This is a genomic window from Actinomyces mediterranea (assembly GCF_900155595.1).
GTDB classification, from domain to species: domain Bacteria; phylum Actinomycetota; class Actinomycetes; order Actinomycetales; family Actinomycetaceae; genus Pauljensenia; species Pauljensenia mediterranea.
Window position 1 is genome coordinate 1,000,093 of the sequence record NZ_FTPB01000004.1, and the last position, 18,092, is coordinate 1,018,184.

27 protein-coding genes and 1 pseudogene are annotated in these 18,092 nt (G+C 61.9%); 12 read left to right on the forward strand and 16 right to left on the reverse strand.

What is annotated here, in order from left to right:
- On the forward strand, positions 1-483 hold the full coding sequence (locus tag BQ7471_RS08485; RefSeq protein WP_076466314.1) for a glutathione peroxidase: 483 nt from the start codon (positions 1-3) through the stop codon (positions 481-483).
- A gap of 7 nt (positions 484-490) precedes the next feature.
- Here BQ7471_RS08485 and BQ7471_RS08490 read toward each other — a convergent pair whose 3' ends face one another.
- From BQ7471_RS08490 to BQ7471_RS08500, 3 genes are all read right to left on the reverse strand, one after another.
- On the reverse strand, positions 491-1,357 hold the full coding sequence (locus BQ7471_RS08490) for an SDR family oxidoreductase (protein WP_076465561.1): 867 nt from the start codon (positions 1,355-1,357) through the stop codon (positions 491-493).
- Between the two features lie 82 nt (positions 1,358-1,439).
- Positions 1,440-1,757: a type II toxin-antitoxin system PemK/MazF family toxin gene (locus tag BQ7471_RS08495; RefSeq protein WP_076465563.1), complete on the reverse strand. Its 318-nt coding sequence runs from the start codon at positions 1,755-1,757 to the stop codon at positions 1,440-1,442.
- Positions 1,758-1,759: 2 nt separating this feature from the next.
- Positions 1,760-1,993: a YlcI/YnfO family protein gene (locus BQ7471_RS08500; protein ID WP_076465565.1), complete on the reverse strand. Its 234-nt coding sequence runs from the start codon at positions 1,991-1,993 to the stop codon at positions 1,760-1,762.
- Between the two features lie 111 nt (positions 1,994-2,104).
- On the opposite strand from BQ7471_RS08500, the gene BQ7471_RS11930 reads away from it, so the two are divergent.
- From BQ7471_RS11930 to BQ7471_RS08510, 3 genes are read left to right on the forward strand one after another with little or no spacing between them, the layout of a single operon-like run.
- Positions 2,105-2,245: an SEC-C metal-binding domain-containing protein gene (locus tag BQ7471_RS11930; protein ID WP_129583398.1), complete on the forward strand. Its 141-nt coding sequence runs from the start codon at positions 2,105-2,107 to the stop codon at positions 2,243-2,245.
- Positions 2,238-2,939, forward strand: a complete 702-nt coding sequence (locus BQ7471_RS08505) for a phosphatase PAP2 family protein (RefSeq protein ID WP_159438528.1) — start codon at positions 2,238-2,240, stop codon at positions 2,937-2,939. The genes BQ7471_RS11930 and BQ7471_RS08505 overlap by 8 nt, the downstream gene beginning before the upstream one ends.
- A gap of 48 nt (positions 2,940-2,987) precedes the next feature.
- Positions 2,988-4,106, forward strand: a complete 1,119-nt coding sequence (locus tag BQ7471_RS08510; RefSeq protein WP_076465569.1) for a DUF2974 domain-containing protein — start codon at positions 2,988-2,990, stop codon at positions 4,104-4,106.
- 113 nt (positions 4,107-4,219) lie between these two features.
- On the opposite strand, the gene BQ7471_RS10850 is transcribed toward BQ7471_RS08510, so the two are convergent.
- Positions 4,220-4,525, reverse strand: a complete 306-nt coding sequence (locus tag BQ7471_RS10850; protein ID WP_159438529.1) for a MerR family DNA-binding protein — start codon at positions 4,523-4,525, stop codon at positions 4,220-4,222.
- A 49-nt stretch (positions 4,526-4,574) separates the two neighbouring features.
- Between BQ7471_RS10850 and BQ7471_RS08520 the strand changes: the two genes are divergently transcribed.
- The 4 genes from BQ7471_RS08520 to BQ7471_RS08535 are packed head-to-tail and all read left to right on the forward strand — an operon-like array spanning position 4,575 to position 7,768.
- Positions 4,575-5,537, forward strand: a complete 963-nt coding sequence (locus tag BQ7471_RS08520; RefSeq protein WP_235821278.1) for an alpha/beta hydrolase — start codon at positions 4,575-4,577, stop codon at positions 5,535-5,537.
- Entirely contained in the window at positions 5,534-6,067 is a 534-nt protein-coding gene (locus BQ7471_RS08525; protein WP_205408275.1) for a cyclophilin-like fold protein, read from the forward strand. Before BQ7471_RS08520 ends, BQ7471_RS08525 begins: the two co-directional genes overlap by 4 nt.
- 37 nt (positions 6,068-6,104) lie before the next feature.
- The gene (locus BQ7471_RS11935; RefSeq protein ID WP_407922697.1) at positions 6,105-6,596 is read left to right on the forward strand and encodes an Mbeg1-like protein; all 492 of its coding nucleotides are present in this window, start codon (positions 6,105-6,107) and stop codon (positions 6,594-6,596) included.
- A complete protein-coding gene (locus BQ7471_RS08535; protein ID WP_076465573.1) occupies positions 6,527-7,768 on the forward strand; it encodes an ATP-binding protein in 1,242 nt (413 codons plus the stop codon). Before BQ7471_RS11935 ends, BQ7471_RS08535 begins: the two co-directional genes overlap by 70 nt.
- A gap of 119 nt (positions 7,769-7,887) precedes the next feature.
- Here BQ7471_RS08535 and BQ7471_RS08540 read toward each other — a convergent pair whose 3' ends face one another.
- From BQ7471_RS08540 to BQ7471_RS08585, 11 genes and pseudogenes are all read right to left on the reverse strand, one after another.
- A complete protein-coding gene (locus BQ7471_RS08540; RefSeq protein WP_076465575.1) occupies positions 7,888-8,307 on the reverse strand; it encodes a hypothetical protein in 420 nt (139 codons plus the stop codon).
- Positions 8,304-8,744 carry a hypothetical protein gene (locus BQ7471_RS08545; protein WP_129583400.1) on the reverse strand — a complete coding sequence of 147 codons (441 nt, stop codon included), beginning with the start codon at positions 8,742-8,744 and terminating at the stop codon, positions 8,304-8,306. The genes BQ7471_RS08540 and BQ7471_RS08545 overlap by 4 nt, the downstream gene beginning before the upstream one ends.
- Positions 8,745-8,902: 158 nt before the next feature.
- A complete protein-coding gene (locus tag BQ7471_RS08550; protein WP_076465578.1) occupies positions 8,903-10,588 on the reverse strand; it encodes an ABC-F family ATP-binding cassette domain-containing protein in 1,686 nt (561 codons plus the stop codon).
- A gap of 187 nt (positions 10,589-10,775) precedes the next feature.
- Positions 10,776-11,066, reverse strand: a complete 291-nt coding sequence (locus BQ7471_RS08555) for a type II toxin-antitoxin system RelE/ParE family toxin (RefSeq protein WP_076465580.1) — start codon at positions 11,064-11,066, stop codon at positions 10,776-10,778.
- Between the two features lie 8 nt (positions 11,067-11,074).
- A complete protein-coding gene (locus tag BQ7471_RS08560) occupies positions 11,075-11,338 on the reverse strand; it encodes a type II toxin-antitoxin system RelB/DinJ family antitoxin (protein ID WP_076465582.1) in 264 nt (87 codons plus the stop codon).
- Between the two features lie 240 nt (positions 11,339-11,578).
- Positions 11,579-11,722: a hypothetical protein gene (locus BQ7471_RS11365; protein WP_159438530.1), complete on the reverse strand. Its 144-nt coding sequence runs from the start codon at positions 11,720-11,722 to the stop codon at positions 11,579-11,581.
- A gap of 349 nt (positions 11,723-12,071) precedes the next feature.
- Positions 12,072-12,275: a hypothetical protein gene (locus BQ7471_RS08565; RefSeq protein WP_076463513.1), complete on the reverse strand. Its 204-nt coding sequence runs from the start codon at positions 12,273-12,275 to the stop codon at positions 12,072-12,074.
- The gene (locus BQ7471_RS11940) at positions 12,250-12,513 is read right to left on the reverse strand and encodes a DDE-type integrase/transposase/recombinase (protein WP_407922686.1); all 264 of its coding nucleotides are present in this window, start codon (positions 12,511-12,513) and stop codon (positions 12,250-12,252) included. Before BQ7471_RS11940 ends, BQ7471_RS08565 begins: the two co-directional genes overlap by 26 nt.
- Positions 12,514-12,560: 47 nt before the next feature.
- Positions 12,561-13,994: pseudogene (locus BQ7471_RS11945) on the reverse strand (IS110 family RNA-guided transposase).
- Between the two features lie 1,128 nt (positions 13,995-15,122).
- The gene (locus BQ7471_RS11190; protein ID WP_076465583.1) at positions 15,123-15,488 is read right to left on the reverse strand and encodes a recombinase zinc beta ribbon domain-containing protein; all 366 of its coding nucleotides are present in this window, start codon (positions 15,486-15,488) and stop codon (positions 15,123-15,125) included.
- Between the two features lie 63 nt (positions 15,489-15,551).
- Positions 15,552-15,899: a hypothetical protein gene (locus tag BQ7471_RS08585; protein WP_456236391.1), complete on the reverse strand. Its 348-nt coding sequence runs from the start codon at positions 15,897-15,899 to the stop codon at positions 15,552-15,554.
- Between the two features lie 233 nt (positions 15,900-16,132).
- Here BQ7471_RS08585 and BQ7471_RS11200 point away from each other — a divergent pair, with 233 nt between their 5' ends.
- On the forward strand, positions 16,133-16,711 hold the full coding sequence (locus BQ7471_RS11200) for a hypothetical protein (RefSeq protein ID WP_129583402.1): 579 nt from the start codon (positions 16,133-16,135) through the stop codon (positions 16,709-16,711).
- Here the strand turns inward: BQ7471_RS11200 and BQ7471_RS08595 are convergent.
- The gene (locus tag BQ7471_RS08595) at positions 16,708-17,073 is read right to left on the reverse strand and encodes a head-tail adaptor protein (protein WP_076465588.1); all 366 of its coding nucleotides are present in this window, start codon (positions 17,071-17,073) and stop codon (positions 16,708-16,710) included. The two genes, BQ7471_RS11200 and BQ7471_RS08595, sit on opposite strands and share 4 nt — an antisense overlap.
- A 52-nt stretch (positions 17,074-17,125) precedes the next feature.
- Here BQ7471_RS08595 and BQ7471_RS11495 point away from each other — a divergent pair, with 52 nt between their 5' ends.
- Genes BQ7471_RS11495 through BQ7471_RS11950 form a run of 3 tightly spaced genes read left to right on the forward strand, consistent with a single transcriptional unit; the run spans position 17,126 to position 18,039 of the window.
- On the forward strand, positions 17,126-17,419 hold the full coding sequence (locus tag BQ7471_RS11495; RefSeq protein ID WP_205408276.1) for a transposase: 294 nt from the start codon (positions 17,126-17,128) through the stop codon (positions 17,417-17,419).
- Positions 17,420-17,467: 48 nt separating this feature from the next.
- Entirely contained in the window at positions 17,468-17,887 is a 420-nt protein-coding gene (locus BQ7471_RS11500) for a transposase (protein WP_205408277.1), read from the forward strand.
- A complete protein-coding gene (locus BQ7471_RS11950; protein WP_407922698.1) occupies positions 17,884-18,039 on the forward strand; it encodes a transposase in 156 nt (51 codons plus the stop codon). Before BQ7471_RS11500 ends, BQ7471_RS11950 begins: the two co-directional genes overlap by 4 nt.
- The last annotated feature ends 53 nt before the right edge of the window (positions 18,040-18,092 follow it).

Below are 18,092 nucleotides of genomic sequence, written 5' to 3' on the forward strand. Positions count from 1 at the left end.
ATGACGGACTTCTATGACTTTAGTGCAACGCGCATCGACGGCACCGAGCAGCCCATGTCCGACTATCGCGGACAGGTCGTCCTCGTCGTCAATACGGCGACCCAGTGCGGCCTCACGCCGCAATTCGACGGGCTCGAGCGCCTGTGGACGACGTACCGCGATCGGGGGCTCATCGTCCTCGGATTCCCCTGCAATCAATTCGCCGGCCAAGAGCCGGGCGACAATGACGAGGTCGAGCAAGTGTGCCGCATCAACCACGGCGTCACCTTCCCCCTCTTTACGAAAATCGAGGTCAATGGCGGTGGAACGCATCCGCTGTGGGTGTGGTTGAAGGAGCAGGCCCCGTCGGCTCTCGGCAGGGCGATCAAGTGGAACTTCACGAAGTTCCTCATCTCCCGCGATGGTGAAGTCCTCGATCGTTTCGCGCCGACGACTGCGCCCGACGCCTTCGAGAAGGAGATCGTCTCCGCGCTGGACGCCTGAACTGCCGCTACTGCGCGCGCAGCACGTCTTCGAAGGACAAGGGGGCCCTGCCGGTCACTTCTTCGACATCATTCGTCACGAGGTCGAGTTCCCCGCGCGCGATCGCGGTATAGGTGGAGACCCAGGCGTCGTACTGCCACTGCGGGGCGGGCCATTTCTTCCGCGACTCATAGGCCTCGTCAATGGTCTCGTCGTGGTAGGTGATGCGCCGTCCGGTGACGCGGCTCATCGTCGCAGCGACATCCTCCATCGTCAGGGCCTCGGGCCCCGTCAGGTCGAGGGTGCGCCCCTCGTAGTCGGAGGCATTCGCGATGACCGCCGCTGCGACTCGGGCGACATCCGCCCTCGCAACCGCTCCGCAGCGGCCGTTCCCGGCTGGGCCGCGAATGACGCCGTCCTCGCCCGCGAGTTCGGCGAAAAAGTCGAGGTAGAAACTGTCGCGAAGGAAGGTCCATGTCATCCCGGAGGCGCGGATCGCCTCTTCGGTGGCGCCATGAGTGCGGGCGAGGGTGAATGTCGATGAGGCGGACGCCCCCTGGAAGGACAGGTAGATGATGTGGGAGACTCCCGCAGCCGCTGCGGCCGCGACGAATGCGAGATGCTGGGAGAGCCGCTCTTCGGATTCTGACGCGGACACCATGAACAGCACATCAATGTCGGCGAGGGCGGCGCGCGACTGTTCACTGTCCTCGTAGGAGCAGGCGACGGCTGTGGCTCCCTCAAGGGCGGGTGCGCGCGAGGGGGTGCGCGCGAGAAGGGTCAGTGGGATCCCCCGATCGGCGAGGCTGCGGGCGACCATGCCGCCGATCTGTCCGGTCGATCCGGTGATCCCGATGCGGGGCTGGGCGGAGGTGTTCGCGGGGCGGGTCGTCATGCCACTATCCTCCCACCATCGCCGCCTGAGTGCCGCGCAGTCGGTCGATCAGTCTTAGGCGGGGATTTGTCCTGCGTACACGTCACTCGGCGTCCAGTGTGATCTCCAGGTCGTACGCCAGAACGAGTGCCCGTGCAAGGCTCTGCTCCTGCTCAGCGGTGAGGCAGCCGATGAATCGTCCGATCAGGTTCTTCGGGATGGTGACGACATTGTCCACAGCGATCGCGCACCCGTGGTCGAGACCATTGAGGGCGCCCACGGGCACTTCGCTGGAGAGCCCTTTGAGTGTCGTTGTCATCGGAGCGACAGTCACCTTCGTCATGGTTTCGAGGGCGAGGTTGCGGGTGAGAATGACGACGGGACGAGTCTTATCGAGGTGGGCGAGGCGGATTTCTCGCATGGTCAGTCTTCGAATACGGCGGTCGATGCCGTCCAGGTGACGAGGCCGTCGAGGTCATCCTCAGTTCCTCGGGAGGCGAGGATCTTCGCATCTTCATGGGCTGCCCGGTGTCGGATCTCCCTTTCGACGGCAGAGGCGATGAATGAGGCGCGACTCTTCTCATCACCCCGGGCGACTGTCTCGTCGAGGTAGGCGACGAGCTGGTTCGGCAGTCGGATTGCGATCTGTGTCGTCACGGTTCTAGCGTACAGTGCCGCCCCAGTTTGGGATTCTTTTGTAGCAAGCGGCACCCACGGCGCACAGGTCTTAATGGGATCCCCGCGACGACTCCCCGCTACTGTGAGACTATGCAGAACGCTCGACGCGACAGCTCCGCTCCCTGCCCGTGCGGGTCCACTGCGCGCTTCGCCGACTGCTGCCTGCCGATGTTCGAGGGCGAGCCCCGGCGACGGTGGATGAACGTCGATGGGCGGATTCACCGTGCATGAGCCCCGAATTGCGTCGCGTGCGTCGGCAGCGCCGGGCAGGCTCGTCGTCTGGGGCGCCGTCCTCGTCGTATTCGTCATGTTGCTGGGCACGACCGTCACTCTCGCGCCCGTCGTCGCACTCGATCAGTCGATCTTCGAGTTCTTCGTCGACTCGCGTTTCCCCATGGCCACGGCCGTCATGCGCGGGGCGACCGCTCTCTTCGCTCCCGGGGTCGCCGTCGGCGAGGCTGTCGTCGTCGGCGCGGTCGTGTGGTGGATATCGAAGTCGATACGGGCCGGACTCCTCATCCCCATCGCCATGGGCTTCTCCTCTGCGATGACCTCCCTGGTCAAGATCCTCCTGGGCAGGGTCCGACCCCCTGAGGATGCGCGCCTGGTGGTGGAGTTGTCCCATTCTTTCCCCTCGGGGCATACGACTGCGGCAGCGTCTTTCGCCGTGTGCGCGGCGATTCTCGCCCTGACTTCTGCGAGGGTGATCGCCTCGGGTGCATATGCGGCCTCATATGGACGCGTGATCGTCGTGTGGGGCTGCGCATGCCTGCTCATCGTTGTCATCGCAGTGTCGCGCCTGTACTTGGGGGCGCACTGGTTCACCGATGTGGTCGGCGGCGCTGCTATGGGAACCGGCGTCTCCCTCATCTGTGCGGCACTGCTAGTGGGGCGCCACCGCCTGATTCCCCGCGAAGGGGGATAGGCTTGACTATCCGTGTTGTGCGGGGCTGATCAGCGGGAAGGGATACCGGTGGACACGATCGTCTCCTATGCCGAGCGGGCATTCGACCCGTTGAGCGTCGAGTCCTTCACTCCTGTCGACTCCCTCATCTTCTCTTGGTTCACCCACTTCGAAGTCTCCTCATGCGTTCCCGAGGTGTGCTCGCCCTCGGGCGCTCCCATTCGCGATCTCCTCCTCGCAGAACATTTCGGCTCCTACTTCCCGAGTCTGTGGGATCCGGATAAGAGTCGCCAACTCCTCGTTGCCCTCGCCGCGAGCCCCCGATTCAGGGAGGTGAGGGTGTCGAGATGCGTCGAGCAGATCGAGGACGCCGAACAACTGCAATTCGCCGCCTGCACCTTCCTCATCGGAGACGACCTCGCCTGCATCGCATTCAGGGGGACCGACCGCACCCTCGTCGGTTGGAAAGAGGATTTCAATATGGCGTTCCAGTGCCCCGTGCCCGCACAGGTGGCGGCCGCCCGGTACGTTCGCGAATTCGCAGCGGCCTCGCACCGTCAGATCCTCATCGGTGGGCATTCGAAGGGCGGAAATCTTGCGATCTATGCGGCGGCCGCGAATCGGCGCGAGGCGGGCGACAGGCTCGTGCGGGTCTACTCCCATGACGGGCCGGGCTTCTTGACCGAGTACTCGACGAGTGACGATCTTGTCGCGATCGCGGACAGGATCGACAAGACGGTCCCCCAGTCGTCGATCGTGGGAATGCTCCTCGATCAGTCGAATGACGTGCGCATCATCAAGAGCACCCGGATCGGATTGTGGCAGCACGACCCCTTCTCGTGGGAGGTCGAGGACGACGATTTCGCCCTCGTCAATGAACTCACGGCGGATGCACGCCATATTGACAACACACTGAGCGCATGGCTGGCAGAGCACTCCCAGGTCGAGCGGGAACGCTTCGTCAATACGATCTACAGCCTCATCACCCTGCCCGGCGTGCGCACAATCGACGACCTCATTGAGCAGTGGCCCACGCTCCTGTCCGCCATCGGTTCGGAGATCGCCGCCCTGGATCCGGATACGAAGACGTTCATGTGGGACATGCTCAGGGGCCTGGCCGAAGCGGGCTTCCAGCAGCTGTCTACGACGATCAAAGAACTGCGATCTGCGAAGGAAGGAGCGCAGTAGCGGTGCTGGGAAGCCCCGGGGCGTGAGGTCGGTGAAGCGATCGGTACCAGCGGCGCGCGTACGACAGGAATGGATCGGAAACCCTGGAATCGAACGGAGATGCGCTCGACTGCTCACTCCTGCCGTGAACCGGCGAGGTACGCCTGGACAGCCCGGTGCCGCGCTGGGATCTTGTCGATGGGCAACGACCCCACGGCGCTCTCACTCCCATTGGCGACGGCCTGTTCGTAGTACCAGATCTTGTAGTCCAGCACATCCAGCACCCGCTTCAGTTCCCTGATGTCCTGCTCGACCACTTTGCGACGTCCGCGAAACAGGGCAAGCCGGTCACCGAGGGTCGCATCGCCCTCGACCACCATGTGCATGAAGTCTTTAATCTGTTTGATCGACAGGCCCGATCGCTTCAGACACTCGATCACACGGCAGGCCTCAATGTCTGTGTCTACGAACACTCGTCGACCGCTTGACTTGACCGCCGACTGGGACAAGACATTCCCCCGCTCCAGTGCCGTCCGCCATCACAAGGTCAGCTTCCACAATCGCTTCGGGATTGAACTGGCGGCCGACCTCTACATCCCCAAGGACGCCTCGGCTCCCCTGTCGGCCCTCGCCGTATCTGGACCCTTCGGAGCCGTCAAGGAGCAGGCCTCGGGTCTGTACGCCCAGCACATGGCGGAGCGCGGATTCCTCGCCCTCGCCTTCGACCCCTCGTACACGGGAGAAAGCGGCGGCACCCCCCGCCGCGTCTCCTCCCCCGACATCAACACCGAAGACTTCTCGGCGGCTGTCGACTTCCTCGCCGCGCGCGACGATGTGAATGCCGACGCCATCGGAATCATCGGCATCTGCGGATGGGGCGGTATCGCCCTCAACGCTGCGGCGCTCGATCCCCGTATCAAGGCGACGCTGGCGTCAACCTCGTACGTGATGACCCGCGTGGCAACGAAGGGATATTTCGATTCCGAGGACACCACCGAGCATCGCATGGCTGCACGGAGGGCGCTGGCTGCGCAGCGCACCGAGGATTACATCACGGGCAGTTACCAGCGCTCCGGTGGTGTCGTTGATCCTCTGCCCGAGGACGCTCCGCAGTTCGTCGTCGACTACCACTCGTACTACAAGACGCCGCGCGGCTTCCATGAGCGCTCCGGCAACTCCACCGACGGGTGGAACACCACCTCGAACCTGTCGTGGATGAACACCAATCTTCTGCAGTTCGCCTCCGAGATCGAAAGTGCCGTCATGGTGTTGCACGGAGAGTTGGCTCATTCGCGCTACATGGGCGAGGGCGCCTTCGAACTGCTCACGGGCGACAACAAGGAGCTGGTCATCGTTCCCGGCGCGAGCCATGTCGATCTCTACGACGGTGGGGACTCCGATGCGATCCCCTTCGACCGGATCACCGACTTCTTCACCGAGCACCTCGGATGAGGCTCACTGTCCTCGGCCTCGTCGGCGCTATGGCGCTCGGACTGACGGCCTGTCAGTCGACTGCTTCAACCGAGACCGCGGACTCCGGCCGATCATTGATACCGACCTCCCCTGAGACCGCACCCACGGACGCCGGTGCGCCATCCGCCCTGCCACCCCTCGACGAACAGGAGTACGCGGACATGATCATCACCGTCAACGGGCATGCATTACCGGTGACGCTCGCCGACAACGCGTCAGCCAGGGCGCTCACAGAGCTGCTGGCCGGAGGCGATATCAACGTCGCGATGAGTGACTATGGCGGCTTCGAAAAAGTTGCGTCATTGCCCGGGCCTCTTCCAACGAGCGACGAGCAGATCACCACCCAACCGGGCGACGTGATCCTCTACCAGGGCGACAAACTCACGATCTACTACGACACCAACTCGTGGCATTTCACCCGCCTGGGAAGGATCAACGGCATCACTGCCGAGGAGCTGCGCGAAGCCTTGGGCGAGGGCGACGTCACCGTGACACTGTCGAATCCCTGACCGGGCGGGACAACCTCGTTCCCGAGGAGGTGCGAACCTGGGTCCCCTCCAGCACGACCCCTTCTCCTGGGTCGTCGAGGGAGAGGATTTCGCGAGGGCGAACGGGTTCAGCTTCGACGCGCGCAGGATCGACGCGATCGTGTCGGCCTGGCTGGTGGAGCACACGCCCGAGCAGCGAGAACTCCTCGTCGACGCGACCTACTCGCTTATCACCCTTCCCGAGGTCGAAACCGTCACCGACCTCGTCGACTCCTGGCAGCAGGCCATTCCCACGGTGCGCGAGAGGATCGGGGCACTCAGGGCGAAGCAGAAGCAGGGGTCTAAAGTCATTAAATCAATGTTGACCTGCGCAAATTATGCAGCGAAACCACGAAAACGCTTCAGCGAATCTACGGATTTACTCCAGCGAAACCACGAAAATAGCGCAGCGGAACCACGAATTCGGTATAGACTGAGGCCATGGACCTCATCAGTCGACACGCCGAATCCCTCGGGCGGGACATGCTCGGCGCCTTCCCCGCCGTTGTGATCTCCGGCGCCCGGCAGGTCGGGAAGAGCACGCTCGCCGGCCGACTCGTCCGCAACATCCCCCATCTCGCGGTGACCTTGGATGACGAGAGTACTCGGGCGGCGGCCCAGGCTGATTCGCGCGCATTCGTCGAGCAGTTCACCGAAAGCACCCTCGTCATTGACGAGGTGCAACGCTACCCGGAGCTCCTCCTCGCGATCAAAGCGAGCATCGATCGCAATCGCCGGGCCGGACGCTTCCTCCTCACGGGCTCCGCCGATTTGCTCAACGTCAAGGGGCAAACCGATTCCCTGGCGGGACGGGCCGTCACCTTGAATCTTCGAGGGTTCAGCCAAGGCGAGTTGGCCGGGCGCACCGACGATTTCGTTGCTATGGCGGCCAGCGGAGAGCGTTTCACCTCCACGACCACATGGGCCCGTCCGGACTACGCGCGAGCCTTGGCGTCCGGCGGATACCCGGAGATTCAACGCATGCCGGATCGCATGCGCACCGTCTGGATCGATAGTTACATCGACCGCATCCTCACGAGGGACGCGGTCAGTCTGCCCTCGGGGGGACGAGCGTCTCGAATCCGAACCGTCCTGGGACTGCTCGCCGCTAATCAGGCAGGTGAACTCGTCAAAAGCCGCGTCGCCGAACAGGCGCGCATCCCCGCGAATTCAATCGACGCCTACCTGGATGTTCTCCGTTCCGTCTACCTCGTCGATCTCCTCCCCCCGTGGACGCCGAACCTCACCAAGCGCGAAGTCGGTCGCCCCAAGGCATTCGTCACCGATCCCGCCCTCGCCCTGCGTCTCACCCGGCAGACCGCGTCCCAACTCGAGGACCTCGCCTCCGATACGATCGGCAGCCACCTGGAGGCCTTTGTCGCCGGCGAACTCCTCAAGCAGCAGGCGTGGAGCACCGAGGAGTTCACCCTCTTCCACTTCCGGGACCGCAACGGGGTCGAGGTGGATCTGGTGCTCGAGCTCGGAGACGGCCGCGTCATCGGTGTTGAAGTCAGGGCGTCGAGCACGTATCACACGGAGCATTTCAAGGGACTGCGCGCTCTTCAGGACAAGGTCGGCGATCGCTTCATCGCGGGATACGTTCTCGGCATGGGCGAACGTCGCTTCGACTTCGCCCCCGGCCTCTACGGCCTGCCCGTCTCCGCGCTGTGGGAGTGGCACTGAGGCGAGCCTGACGCTTTGCCGCGGTCTGCAGGCCAAGATGAAACGCCGTACAGCCCAGGGTTTGATACGCCGTTTAAGCCGCCCTGTCACCAAACGACGACAACGGCCCCGCTTCTCCCTCAGACGAAGGCTTCCAGGGATTCGGGATGCGCCGCCACAGCGGGCAGGTGCTGTGGGCCCGCGAGTTTCAGGACGATCCCCTCCGGGTGGACCTCGCAGTAGTCGAGGAACATATCGACGGTCGAGTCCGCATCGACGGGCATGGAGAGATCAGCCTCTTCACCCGTTTCGAAAGCGCCTTCCTTCCGGATGAAGGGGAGGAGAACAACGGAACCACGAGTGCTGATGAAGACGTTCGCGTACCCTCCGGCGGCGCGGACGCGCGCGAACAGTGCGCTCACCGGCTCCTCACCGAGGGCCGTGACGATGAACTGTCGCCCGAGGTCGTTGACGGCAGGCAGGGCCTTCGGATTGCGTCCGAACTCATGCATGATCCTCTTCAAGAGCTCGCGTCGCTTCTCATCAACGGTGCGCCTCATCGTGCCATCTCCTCTCTGTGAATGATTGTATCAGCGAAGTCGATGAGTGCTTCGATCGCCCTGTCGTAGTAGTCCGTTACATCATTGATCGAGCGCAGCGGTGCGAATGGCTCGAATTGTTCATGGTCAGGGAAGGCGATTTCATCGTGGAAGTGAATCGAGCCGTGGTGCCTGCAGTCCGCTGAAGCGATCTTCTTCGGAGCGGAGAAGCTCTCAACTTCTCCCCACATGACCGCCGCATAGAAGTCGGCGATACGTCCGTTGAGAGTCCACAGACGTACTTCGATGGTCAAGCGGAAGTCGTCAGTCGGATGAAAGGAAATCAGGTCAACAGAATCAAGACAGGAGCGCTCGGGCGGTGTCCAAAGGACCGTCCGCTCCGCATCTGCGAGGCTGCGCTTCGCCTCGCGCTTCACCCGATGACGCTCTTTCATCACGACACGATGGTCGCACAGTCAATAGGCATTTCCGTCTTGTCCACGATTTCTGATCCGGCGAAGACGCTCGTAGCGGCTCGCTTGATCAAGCGTCGCGCATTCGAACCTCAACTGTGAAATCCTGAGTTCGCCAGATCTGAATTCGACGACCTGCCGATTCACGAATCGGAACACCCTGGATTCAGCTCTCCCCCGGCCGGCTCCAGCTCGATCCTCTCCCCCGTCCAGTGGTCGAGGAGCCATCGGTCATGGCTTGCGATGAGGAGGGTGCCGTTCCAGTCGGCGAGCGCCTTCTCCAGAGCTTCGATGGAGTCGAGGTCGAGGTAGTTCGTCGGCTCGTCAACGATGAGGATCTCGGGCGCTGCGGCGACGGCGAGGGCGAGCTGGACGCGCCGTTGGTTGCCCGCCGAGAGCTCCGCGACGCTGCGATGCCACATCGAGGGGTGGAGGATGCCCGCTCCGATTTCGCCGATGCCCGACTCCCAGGTCTCGGCATCCAGTCCGGGGTCGCCCGGTTGCGGGAGGCGCTGGGGAACGAGGGCGAGGCGACCGCCCAGGTCGACGGTGCCGGTCGAATCGACGGTCGGAGCACTGCCTGTTGCGATCCACCGCAGGAGCGTCGACTTTCCGGCGCCGTTCGCTCCGGTGAGGAGCAGGTGCTCTCCGGCACACACGTCAAGGGTGACGCGTGCGAGTCTGCCGGGAACGGCTGCATTCCGGATCGCGACGGCGACCGCGCCGCTCGCCTCCCCGACCGGCGGCAGGTCCATTGACAGGAGGTATTCGCGGGGCTTGCGGACCTCGCGCGACTCCAGGGCCTCCATCTTCCGGTCGTCGTTGCGGGTGCGGCGCGTCATGGTCTTCGAGGCCCGGTCGGCGAAGAACTTCCGCTGGAAGGGCGTCGCCTCTTTGAGGCGGACACCGCCCTTTTTGATGTCCTCGGCGGAGCGCCGGTGCGCGCGGATGGATTTCTTCTCCTCCTGTTGGGCGGCGTGGAATTCGGCGTGTCCGGCGCGGGCCTTCGCCTTGCGTTCAAGATAGTCGGCGTAGCCTCCCGCGCAGCGTTGGACGCCTGCGAGCGGGGCTTGGCCGGTCGCGGTGAGGAGCGCCTGCCAGGGCGCGGTATCGAGGTCGAAGAGGACGGTCGCGGTCTCGTCAATGAAGGCGCGGTCGTGGCTGGCGAAGAGGATCGGCCCGTTGAAGGCCCTGAGGAGTTCTGAGAGGTAGTGGGCGGCTTCGGCGTCGAGGTGGTTGGTCGGCTCGTCGAGGACGAGGACGGAAGGCGAGGCGAGGAGTGTGGCGGCGAGTTCGAGCCTGCCGCGCTGCCCGGGTGAGAGGGTCGCGAGGCCGCGGGCCTTCCCCTCCTGGCCTGCAAGGACAGCGAGGTCGAGACCCGCGAGGGTGGTTTCGATGCGCGCGTCGAGGCTCCACACGTCGGCTGCCTCCATGTGAGCGAGGAGGGAGTCGAACTCGCGGGCGAGGCGGCGTTCCTCGGTGGGCGCGGGGCCCTGGGCGAGGGCGGCGTTGACTTCGTCGAATCGGGTGGAGAGCGCTCGGACAGGTGCGGTCGCCGCATCGAGGTAGTCGCCGACCGTTCCGGTCATGGCGAGAACGTCGGGGGCGCGTCGAAGGCCCGCGGCCCCGCCCTCGACGCCCGTGATCTCAGCGGTGCCGCGCGTGGGGGCGAGGTCGCCGGTGACGAGAGCGAGGAGGGTCGACTTGCCGCAGCCATTCGGGCCGATCAGACATGCGCGCTCACCGTTGACGACGGTGAAGGAGACGCCGTCGAGAAGGGACTCGGCGGTGTAGGAGAAGGTGAGGTCGGTAAGGGTGATCGCGGGCACGGGGGCTCCTGGGCGCATCGATGCGGACATGGGAAGCGTGTCGGACGGGGCCGAAAGCGTCAGGCGATCATGGGGTTACGATATCCCAGGAGTGTGCACGAGGAGAAGGGCGGGCGTTTTCTCAGGCGAATGCAGGGATGGGCTCCGGTGCTGTCGCGGTCGCTCGCATGTGGGGCACCGAAGGAGGCTATCCGAAAATTTGGTCATGAGTTCCGGTGCGGAGGAAGACTGCAGTGTGACTACTGACCTGCCATACACACAACCAGTCACCAAGGTTTGCCACATGGCATTCTTGTGACCCGCACCATCGTCCTTTGAGTTCGTGCATGCGACGACGGCGTCGAAGCTCAGCGAGCGAGTTTTCGTCATTCGTCAGAATCAAGCGGACGACCTCTTTAAGCAGGTCAAGGTCAGCGTGCTTCTTCTTCAACCGCTTCACATCACGCTCGAAGTGCGAGGTGTATTCCGCTCGAAGCATGGGTTCCTTCAGATTCCAAGAGCCTCGAACATCTCGTCGGCATCAGCGAAGCGGGATGTGCCGCGCGCACCGATTTCGCGGGCTTCTTCGAGCGCGGCGAGGGACTCCGCATTCGGCTCTCCATAGCTCAGAGTGAGCGGAATGCGGTTTTCGCGCACGATCTGACGGTAGAAGGCACGCGTCACCGATGAGAGATCGAAACCGAAGTCCTCGGCGATCTCAGCGGCTCGCTGCTTTGTCTCAGCATCCACTCGCACGGTCACCGATACCATTTCAACCTCCCCTGTAAGACAGAATACCGCTTTTGTCGCACGTTCGACAATAGAGAGACCTGAAGCAACAAGCCGAACATTTCAGTTGCCTTCGGTCTGAGCTTCCTCACCCCGGGCCAACTTGGCCGACTAGTGACCCCATCCGATGGCCAAAAGACCCGAATCCCACAACACCGCGATCTCGCAGCGGCGCAGTGTCCACCTGGTAGCGGCAAAGTGACCGAAGATTCCAAAAAGTATTCAGGCGAATGCGGGCAAGGGCTCCGGTGCTGTCGCGATTGTGGGGTGGAATTGGGGTCCGGCTACTGCGATGGCTGTCTCCTCGGGATTCTGCGAGAGGTAGTCGAGCAGCATGTTGACGGCGGAGTCAACATCGATCGGCATGGTGAGTTCAGATGCTCCACTGGTGACGGCCTACCCTTCCAGCGGATGACAGGGGACGAGGACGACTTCCCACGGGGCCCGATGAAGATGTTCGCGCATCCCCCGTCCGCCCAAACGCGCGCAACTGGCTTTTTGTAATTTACGGTGGAAGATTGGCTTGGACCTTGCGGTGTTGAGGGGTGAGTGGTGGGTGTTGATTCGTCCTGGTTTTGTGAGTGTGGGTGTTTAAGCTGCTGAGACTTTTGGTTGGTTCCCTTCTGGGAGGGGTTTGGTGGTGGCAGGTTTCGTGTTCGTCGGGTGTTATATAGCTGATGGATTCGTGAATACGTTCGGTGTTGTACCAGTAGACTCATTCGGTGGTGGTGGCCTCGACGTCTTGCCAGGTAGGCCGGGTGAGGTTGTGGATGTGGGTCTCCTCACTTTTGTACAGGCCGATGGTCGACTCCATCAGCCCGTTATCGTAGGCATCACTGACTGTGCTGGTGGAGCCGGTCAGCCGCTCTCGAGCAAGCAGGGCCCACAGGCTCTCACTGGTGTACTGGGACCTTTGCATCGAAGTGGTGGATAATGCCCACAGGACTGAAGTGGGGGTTGGGGCGGGTTCGTACGCTGAGTGCTTGTCGTAGTGCGTCAAGCACGAAATCTGTCTGTTGTGATCGGGACACGGCGTATCCGAGGATTTTCCGGGAGCAGACGTCGGCGATGAAAGCGACATAGCACACTCCCTGCTGGGTGTAGACGTAGGTAAGTCTGCCACCCACCAGTGATCCGGCCGAGTAACACTCGACCACGCCCGCTTACAGTGGTCAGCGAATCAGGGGTGCTCCTATGTGGTGTGTCAAGCGGCGGTGGGTAGTTTTGTGGCTGGTTGTGGGTTGTAGGGGGTGCCGTTGCGGATCATGGTGTGCAGGGTGAGGATGCGGCGGTGGGCCAGGGCGAGGACGGCTTGGTTGTGTTGTTTTCCTTGGTCGTGTTTGCGCTGGTAGTAGGCCCGGGAGACGGGGTCGGAGCGCAGGGAGGCGAAGGTGGATAGGAACATGGCGCGTTTGAGTCTCTTGTTGCCGCCGTGGGAGACGTGCTCGCCCCTGATGGAGGAGCCCGATCTCCTGGTCACCGGTGCCAGGCCCGCGTAGGAGGCCAGCTGCTCCGGTGTCGAAGGTCCTGCCCAGGGTCTCGGCCAGGAAGACGGCGGCGGTCCTGACCCCGATCCCGGGCATGGAGGTCAGGACCTGGTAAAGAGGGTGGGCCTGCACCAGGGTCTCGACCTGGGCGGCGACATCAGCCCGTTGGGTGTGCAGGGCGATGAGCTGGCTTGCCAGGTGCGGCAGCACCACTGCGGCGGCGTCGGTGCCGGCGACCACCACGCTCTGGCGCTCCAGGGCTGAGACGATCTGGTCGGCCCAGGTGGCGTGCCGCCTGCATCCGTGCTTCTTGAGCCTGGCGTCAATCCTTGCCTTGCCCGCCCGTCTCAGTTCGGCCGGGGTGGGCCAGGCGGCGATGACCTCCAGGACGGCGTCGTGCTCCAGCCAGGGCCCCAGCACCTGCTCGAGGGCGGAGTGGATCTGGGTGTACAGACCCCGAATCCGGTTGGCCGTCTGGTTGACCTGGCGGGCCAGGTCCAGGTCGAAGCCAGTCAGCATCGACAAGGCGGCCGCGTCCTCGTCCGAGGTACTCACGGAGCGCAGGGTGTGGGGCATGGTCCTGGCAGCGTTGGCGATGATGGCAGCGTCCTTCGCGTCGGTCTTGGCGCTGCCCGGTGTCAAGTCGGCGAAGCTTGCGATTCTCGCGAACCAGGCGCGTGTTCTCCGCCTGAAGATCCTTCCCCTCACCGTTGCGCGTCTCTAAGTGTTCTCCCAGATCGCGTCCGCGAAGCCACCCACGAACCGTGCGAGCAGACAGCCCCACATCTCGCCGACCCCCACGGCTGCAAACCACTGAGACACCCCCCTCTACCCGCATCCGCTCCTCGGCCAGACGAACCGCCCGCTGGCGGAACTCCATCGAATTACTGTCATGCCACAACACCGATCCTTTCCCAAACCGGACCAGAACAAAACCCAAGACGCTTCACCCGATGGTAGCGGGCTGGTCGACCACCACCAGCACCCGTCCCTTCTCTCGTAGATGCTGGTAGACCTCGCGCAGCCGGTCCTCGTCGTTGGGCAGGGCCGTGTCACAGACCCTTCCGCCCGTCCCGGTTCAGGGCCGTAGCCCAGCGCTCTGCCTTGCCCACGTCGACGCCGATGAAGACCTCGACATCCTCGATATCCATCTTTCCTGCTGCCTCTGGCTTAAATGGGTGCGGGGCCAGCCGGTGGACGACCGGCCCCGCACCCACGCCTGCGAAAGACCTCACACCCAGTGGGCCGTTCCCCATTATCAGCGGTCACCAGCGCCCGAGTGCCGCGGGTGACAACACTCCCCGGATCATTGGAGACAGGGGCAAGACATCATGCCCGCAGCAACTGGCCCAACCCCCGGCACCTACCACCAGGGACCACCAACAAAGCAACGGGTATTGGATTGTCGACTGTCGTACGCGTGGATTTGCGCCGCAGGACACCCTAAATACCCAGCAGTCGCAGCAGCCGACCCGGCTACCGCCCTACATCCTCATCTGTGAAAAGCGCGTGTGGCTGCACGCCACAGCTTATGTCGACCGTAGACACGCCTGTTGCGTGTCCAGATGTCCACCAATCGGTTGGCATCATACGCGTCGCGCAACTCAACAGGTGTAGGCCCGAAGAGACGCGCCTGGTAGCGGTAAGTACGTTGCTGGTGAGATCTGGTATTGATTGTCGTAGAACTTGGCACATCCGCTCGATGGAAAACTGGTGCTGGTACGTGTGGAGGAAATCCACGATTATTTGCGTGTGCGGCCCGGCTCCGCCTGGGCGAAAAAGCCGAGGCCAACTTCAGGATCTCGTTGGCTTCCTTCAGTTGCTTGTTTTCTTTGCGCAACTGGGCAAGCTCAGCGTCTTTCTCCTGCTCGGTTTGGGCCGTGCCGGCAGCCTGTTTTGCTTCAGCATTTCCGTATCCAGTTGTGGAGGGTAGTTGGAGTGATATCCACCATGCCGCCGATCGTGCATCGGGCGCCTGCTTTAGTGGAACCACCTCCAGCGAGCGCCTCGTAGCACAAGCACAGCACACGCTCTATTGGTCTCCCTACCACACTTCACATCAGCCACGACCTGAAACTATCCCCCTACGTAAATCAACACCTCTCACAAACCCACGACACTTCAGACATCCGGGCGTAGGCGGCGACACGTTTGACTGCCTGTAGCGGTTCGCCATCGGACCTTCTGCCACTTAGGGGTCTGGTGGCGGGGATCGTTGTGACGGTGCGTGTCATCGCAGATGTCCTTTCTCATCCAGGCCGGTAGTGACGGTGGTGCCGTCAGTCGGGGAGATCTCGAGCCGATCGGGATACACCTACGTCGAGGTGTTCTGCGACCGCTTCCTCATCGAAGTGGTCGAAGCCGAGGATGTCGGACATGAGGTTTTCAAGCATGGTTTCGCGCAGGTTGTGGCTCCCGCACGGGTTGCTGTGTCCTTTGCAGGCGTTCTGGCAGCGCCAGAATTTGTAGTTGGGCATGGTTGTGCGCGTGCGGGTTTTGCGTTGATAGTTACACCTGCAGGCTGGGCAGGTGATCTTGCTTGTGAAGCACCCAGTGTTTTTTGACGGGGTTGCTGCCGGGCCTATTTCTCGACGGCGGGCGATCTCGGCTTGTACCGCGTCAAACACCTCAGGATCGATGATCACGGGCAGGACTCCTTCGACCCAGTATTTGGGTAGTTCGCAGGTATTGGGGCTTGACAGTTAATGTCATTTCGATTCTTGCAGGGTGTAGAAGTTGTGGCTGGCGAGATCAATGCCGTAGTGGTGGTATCCGGTATCAGGTTCGAAAGCGACATAGCGACGAGCCGTTACCGTCAGCCCCGCCTCAAGCAGTGCGATAGTGAGTCGGTCACGCTCAGCCAAGTAGTTACCTTTCGTAAATAGGCCGAGGCGTACTTCCTCGATCTCCACACCGGGCTGGTTGTCGGCGAACACGTCGAACAGGTCAGCTAAGGGCGTGGCAATGAGGTAGGTGTCCGGCAACGGTGTGGCGGTGAACAGGCCAACCTCAATCGGCAACCCAAGCCCGTCAGCCGCCACGGTGATGCGTTCCAACAATGGTATGGTGTGGTGGTCATGGTGCTACCTGGTTCATTCGTACGGTCAAGGGAGGACGTCTTCAGCCGCCGTATCAAGAAGGACGGAGGCGGCGTCGAGTGAGTCAATAAACGCAGCCGGTAGCTTGATCTGCGCGCGTGCCATATTGAGGTCCATTCGTATCAGCAAATCTGTAAAATTCTTGACAAGATCAGTTGTCAGTAATCAAAGCGAAATCGAGGAGCAAAATTATGTCGGTTGAACAGGTAGCCTTCGTAATTCCCCCACATATTGAAGCTGGTCTAGCAGATGGCAAGTTGGTTCGATATGGAGGAATTGTTCGCAACGAGACAGGACACATCGTTACTCACTTAAAAGAAGTTCCCCCTCCAAAGCTTGACAAAGCATTGGAGCGAGCCCGCAAGTTGGCCGCAACCAACAAGCGAGCTTTAGTAGCAGGGGTTGTAGTAACTGTTGCTCTAGTCGGTACGGCTATCACTGTCAAAACAATCAAGCAGAGAAAGCTAGGAAAAGCAGAAATACAAGTCCACAAAGCTCTGTCGGCTTATTTTGAAGCGATCGTGGCTCAAGATATGAATCTTTCTGTTATCGACAAACTCCAGCAAGCACTCGTGGACTTACGTGAAGTGACTGGCAAGCCAATCAATGAGCTTCTCGAGGGTGAGGCCTTAGATTCCCTCATTGAATACAGTCGAAATTTCATTCTTCGCAACTCTTCGGAACAACTACAACAACCTGAATTGGCACAGCTAACAAGCCTGGAAGATTATCTGGCTGAGCAGAGACGTATCTTCAGTGAAGCAAACTAATTAACAGCTTCTGGAACGGATTGGTGGGCAAGAATCTCGACATACCGGCCGATCACCTCGACTACGTCAATCACGAACTGGCCGTCATACGTGGTGATCTCCATCGCCTCAGTGACCTCTAGGCCGGGAATCACCCGAATCCGGAACAGGACGGTAGCATTGGTGTAAACAGCGCGGTTCACCCACGCGCTCGAGGCATGCCGTACTTCTCGATACGCCCGCACAGTCGCCACGATCCGATCGGGGCTGTTTGAAGAGCGGTGTGTGGGGGGTTCGGCTTGATTCGAAATGGAGATGGTCGTGACTGACGTGATCGAGTTGTTGGAAGAGGTGGTGATTGGTCTTGTGATGGGGAAGATCATCGATTAGAAGGGTTTCGCCGAGTGTTTGCTGGCGCGGGTGATAGAGCAAGGTGTGAGCCTGGTCGGCCTGGGAGGGCTGCTGAACCAGTTCACGAAGAATGTCCTCGAGATCGCGTTGAACGCCGAGCTGACCGAGCATTTGGGCTACGAGCATGGCGGGGCGCCGCCGGGGTCACACATGCGTAACGGCACCCGCTTGAAGATGGTGGTGACCGAGATCGGGCCGGTGGAGATCGAGGTTGCGTGGGATCGGGATGGGTCGTTTGAACCGGTGATCGTCCTTAAGTGCAAGCACCGCTTGGATGGCATTGACCAGATCGTGGTGTCGCTGACCGCGGGGGGCTGACGAGCGGGGAGAGTGCCGCGCACTTCGACGAGGTCTACGGGGCCAAGGGTGTCCAAAGACGCGATCAGGCGGATCGCGGAGAAGGTCACCGGCGAACTCGCCGAGTGGGCCTCTGGCCCGCTGGATGCGCTCTACCTGGTCATCTTCGTCGACACGATCGCGGTCTGCGACGGGCTCAAGGACCTACCCGAGGCGATCAACACGACCTGGGAACAGACGATGGTGCACCAGTGCATCGTCCACCTGATCCGCAACTCGTTCCGTTACGCCGAACGGCATCGGGACGCGATCGTGAAGTCTTTCAAGCTCGTGTACACGGCCCCATCCGAGCAAGCGGCGAAGGGACAGGTTCGAGGAGTTCGCCGCCGAGTGGGGACAACGGTATCCGGTGATCGTGCAGCTCTGGCGCTCTTCCTGGGCGCAGTATCGTGCCGTTCCTGGACTACGACGTCGAGATCCGGCGGGTGATCTGCACGACCAACGCGATCGAGTCGATCAACGCCCGCCACCGGCGAACCGTCAGGGCGTGCGGGCACTTCCCGAACGAGGCCGCGGCGATCAAGTGCGTGTACGTGGTGACGCGGTCGCTTAACCCCACCAGCAGTGGGAGGGCACACTGAATGACCAGATGAAAGCCCACACTGAACGCGTTCGCGATCACCTTCGCCGGACG